The 3,591-nt window shown below is 54.5% G+C and carries 5 protein-coding genes; all 5 read right to left on the bottom strand.

Annotated elements, in window-relative coordinates:
• Positions 1-183: 183 nt before the first annotated feature.
• The 5 genes from H7847_RS26440 to H7847_RS26420 all read right to left on the bottom strand — a co-directional run bounded on the left by H7847_RS26440 (position 184) and on the right by H7847_RS26420 (position 2,934).
• Entirely contained in the window at positions 184-468 is a 285-nt protein-coding gene (locus H7847_RS26440) for a hypothetical protein (protein WP_227272685.1), read from the bottom strand.
• Positions 469-647: 179 nt separating this feature from the next.
• On the bottom strand, positions 648-884 hold the full coding sequence (locus H7847_RS26435) for a hypothetical protein (RefSeq protein ID WP_227272683.1): 237 nt from the start codon (positions 882-884) through the stop codon (positions 648-650).
• Complete coding sequence (locus H7847_RS26430; protein ID WP_227272680.1) at positions 885-1,100, bottom strand: hypothetical protein; 216 nt, start codon at positions 1,098-1,100, stop codon at positions 885-887.
• 2 nt (positions 1,101-1,102) lie between these two features.
• Positions 1,103-2,572 (bottom strand): hypothetical protein, encoded by a 1,470-nt coding sequence (locus H7847_RS26425; RefSeq protein WP_227272678.1) that lies wholly within the window; start codon positions 2,570-2,572, stop codon positions 1,103-1,105.
• On the bottom strand, positions 2,572-2,934 hold the full coding sequence (locus H7847_RS26420; protein WP_227272677.1) for a hypothetical protein: 363 nt from the start codon (positions 2,932-2,934) through the stop codon (positions 2,572-2,574). Before H7847_RS26420 ends, H7847_RS26425 begins: the two co-directional genes overlap by 1 nt.
• Positions 2,935-3,591 lie beyond the last annotated feature (657 nt).

The raw sequence follows: 3,591 nt of genomic DNA, 5'->3' as shown, positions 1-3,591 counted from the left end.
AATGCCCGTGCTTTCCCCATAGAACAGCGCAAGCATCCCGCGGCTTCCACCTTGTCAGATTTGTCAACGCGGGCCAGGCCGCCCAACACAAATCTAACGTACTGGCCCGCATCGAAAAATCTTAGACAAAGTGTGAATTCTCTGTGGCTGAGCAGATGACTGCTTTCGGTTCCAGAGCTGATCCTATTTACTCATGTACTGATCCACTAAAGCGAGTGTGGTTAGATCAATCTTACTGGCAAAGCCGTTCCAGTGAAAAAGGCTTAACTCAGTTTCACGCAACGAGAGACCCGAAACGTTTGATGTAACAACCTGTTTCTTCTTGCCTTGGAAACCTAAACCTAAGTCTGGTTCGGAAAGCTTTTGAATGCTGATCGCTTCATCTGTTGCGCTGCCCACAGCCCCTACCCCAACATTCAGGAAGCCGTGGTCGTTCAACAAGGCTGCAGTATCTTTGTCCTCATACAAGCGCCACTCCTTGTCACCCCATACAAGAACTTCACTTGGGACGTTCGAACTTAGTTCTTGCTGTAAGCCACTAGAGAGGCCTACCAGAACCCCAACCATCGTTTACCCTTGGTGAACTGTCATTCAATTCTCCGCACTGTACCATCGCGCAAAACGGGTCCTCCTCCCAACTAATAACCTCAGCTGAGATTATACTTCAGAAGCAGGTCGTAATCAGATAGCCGACCTTTCTTCACGGCCTCAAAGTCCTCACGGGTCACCGGATGTCTTTTGATCCCCCCCGCCAACTCTCCTGACAGATATTCATAGACGTACCCTTCATCTGTCTTCTCGATGCTCCACGTGGGACCAAGAATTCGATGCTCCTCGATTTTTGTCTCTCTTGGCTTCGCCTTGATTTTCTTTCCAAATTTCATTCATTTAGGTTTTGGTTTGAATTTTACACGATATAGAATGCCATCGATGTCAGTTGAAACAACGGCATAGCCTACCTCGTCATTTCTATCTACTCTGAGGATCGCCCCCGATTTAGGGTGTCTTTGCGTGACTTTTCCCGTTTTCTGATGCTCTATGATCGCGGGAATATAAAGCTCTTGAACAAGGCGAAATTCCTCTTTCTTAGTGTCATCCATTTTCAATAGCCACTCTTTCTGATGCTCTCGATTTCATCTTGCATCTCTAGGATTTCTTCACTCGTAATGCCGAACTTCTCTGCATTTGTTATGGCATACTCGCGTGCTTCGATTTCCAAGAGGTCAATGTTGCCGGAGCTTACCTGACCTGATGTCTGTTGCCGCACATGAGCCAGTTCTTCAGCTAAGATGCGCGGATTGTCTTTGTGAGCTTCTCGAACAAGGATGTTATCGCCGATTGTCGCAGCATGCACATCGTCGGGGTCCATGCCCATTTGCCGAGCATTGTAGTCTAACAGGCGCTTAACTTCGTCATCGGCGTCAGTCAGAACGACAGCTCCTTCATCAGCGATCTCCTTTTTGACGTTTTCCAGTCCTCTTGCTCGCGCAGCAGTTGTGACACGTCTTGGTGGAGGTTGCTTGGATTGCGTGACTTTGTGAAATTGCGCATTTTTAGTGGTACCTCGCTGTACGCGGCTCATGCCCACGCGCAAGGTGTCAACGATCTGCTTTTGCAGATAGGCGGCGGCGTCGCGGAGTTTGGCAGGGGCGGCAGTGCGAAACGCGGCGACCTTGGCGAGGCCTTCGTTGATCAGGCCGTTCCAGCCGGTGACGTTGCCGAGCCAAGTCTTGGCTTCGGTCATGTAGTAGACCACGCGGGTCATCATCTCGTCGAGCAGACCGAGCGCTGTGTCCAGGTGTTTGCCGGTCAGGTCCGTCGCGAAGTCGCGTATCCAACGATGCGCGTTGCCCTTCTTGAAGTAGTTGAAGATGCCATAGAGTGCGCGCAGCGCACTCACATCGCCCGCTTTCTTGATCACCAGTTTCAACAAGCCCTTGGCGAGCGAGCCGAGCACTGGGATCAGGCCGATCAGGGTGATCACGAGGAGCACCCAGTGCATCTTGATCTCCCACTCCTGCTTCCAGATCAGCCGGTAAAGGATGTTCACGATGTCCTGCACATCAGCCAGCTGGTCGATGCCGGGGATCATCGTCAGGATCATGCGTCCGATGATCTGGCTGGTGGAGGGGTCCTCCTCGAAGTCGCCTTTCAGGACGCCCCAGATCCAGTCGGCCCCATCGGTGATGTTCTCCCAAAGACCACGCCAGAAGCCCGGCTCAGGCTCTTCCAGAGGCTGCGCAGCCTCCGCGTCCTCGTAAGGCTCGCCCTCTGGATCATCGTGGAAATAGAACTCGACCTGGGTGTGCTCATCGGGCAGCGGGACATGGGCGTCGCCGTTGTCGTCGGTCTTGCCCTCGGCGATAATGTCCCCGGTGGGCGAGCCGTCTGCGGTGACGGTCTGCACCACATAGTTGGCACCCGGCACACCGGTTCCGTCCTCGTATTCGTAGCGTATCTTGATCCAGTTGCCGGTACATAACTGACATATCTTGTCGATCGGCTCAGAACCTTGTGCCGCCGCAGCATCGGTCGCGACCTCGAACGCGCGGGGGTCCTGCGGATTGCCCATCAGGCCAAAGCCTTGGTGTAGATGACCTCAAGGTCTTCGGCCAAACTGCTGGCATCCGTCTGCGCGCGAACGATCTGTGCCAGCCGCTGATATTGCGGATCGCCAAGCCACTGTGTTCCATGCGCGAGGGCACAGGCCGTGTAGGCAAGCTGCGGTGACCCGTCATCACGCAACCCGTCCGGGACCATCTCAGACAGCCAGTTAAGCAAGCGCTCATTATCCGGGGTCGAGAACATCTGCCAGTGACCTGGGAGAAGATATTGGAGGGCTTGCGTATCAGGTCCACGACCCGCGCCGACAAGCTCCACAAGTCGCGCGGAGAAAGCCAGCATTTTACGCCCGCCCACAACCCGCGCAGCCATGTCTTGGTCTCGCCCATCATCGCCGTCGCGCGACGGCCTGGCGGAACATCAACCGAAATCGAGGCAGCAACATACCCCCGGAACCGTGGGTCCTGCCAGAAGCGATGGCCGAGCGACGCAGACACATGGCACAACCGGATCACATCGGCCTGACTGCGGATGTCATGTCTCTGTGCCCAGGCTGCGACAGCCTGCACCATGGGCACCAAGGTCTCAGCCGACGCACCAAAGGCCGCATAATAGGTTGCGTAGGCCTCGAACAAATCACGGGCAGCGGTTTGGCACCAACGGTCCCGCTCTATCGCCTCAAAGGCCGCAAATTGTTCATCGGAAATCGTAAAAACCAACGCACCGAACCCGCATCGAATCAATTCTTGCGTGCATTGATACCAGTTTTGGAACCAGCCGCCACCCGGATACACATAAACGCTTTTCGGAGAACGAGCTTTAACTGTTAAGCGGGCATTCGTGCGTTGCGCAGCATCAGACATATTGGGGCTCGGAACGGACATCTGACAAAACTTTGCAAAGTTCTCTATCTGCGGCTTCGATTTCAAGGACGGATTTAGGTCGCATCGGGCTCATGGTTCTCTCCGGGGTCGAACGTGCCGCCCCATAATGGCGTCGGTGACGGGATGCCTTCTAGAAGTCCGCTGC

It is taken from the genome of Roseobacter weihaiensis (assembly GCF_020622345.1).
Classification (GTDB): domain Bacteria; phylum Pseudomonadota; class Alphaproteobacteria; order Rhodobacterales; family Rhodobacteraceae; genus Roseobacter; species Roseobacter weihaiensis.
The sequence above is the reverse complement of the archived record's forward strand: the minus strand, read 5'-3'. Positions and strand labels throughout refer to the sequence as shown.

Coding starts and splice junctions, on each gene's coding strand:
- H7847_RS26435 (WP_227272683.1), bottom strand. CDS start 884: ATGAAATTTGGAAAGAAAATCAAGGCGAAGCCAAGAGAGACAAAAATC.
- H7847_RS26430 (WP_227272680.1), bottom strand. CDS start 1,100: ATGGATGACACTAAGAAAGAGGAATTTCGCCTTGTTCAAGAGCTTTAT.
- H7847_RS26425 (WP_227272678.1), bottom strand. CDS start 2,572: ATGGGCAATCCGCAGGACCCCCGCGCGTTCGAGGTCGCGACCGATGCT.
- H7847_RS26420 (WP_227272677.1), bottom strand. CDS start 2,934: ATGGCTGCGCGGGTTGTGGGCGGGCGTAAAATGCTGGCTTTCTCCGCG.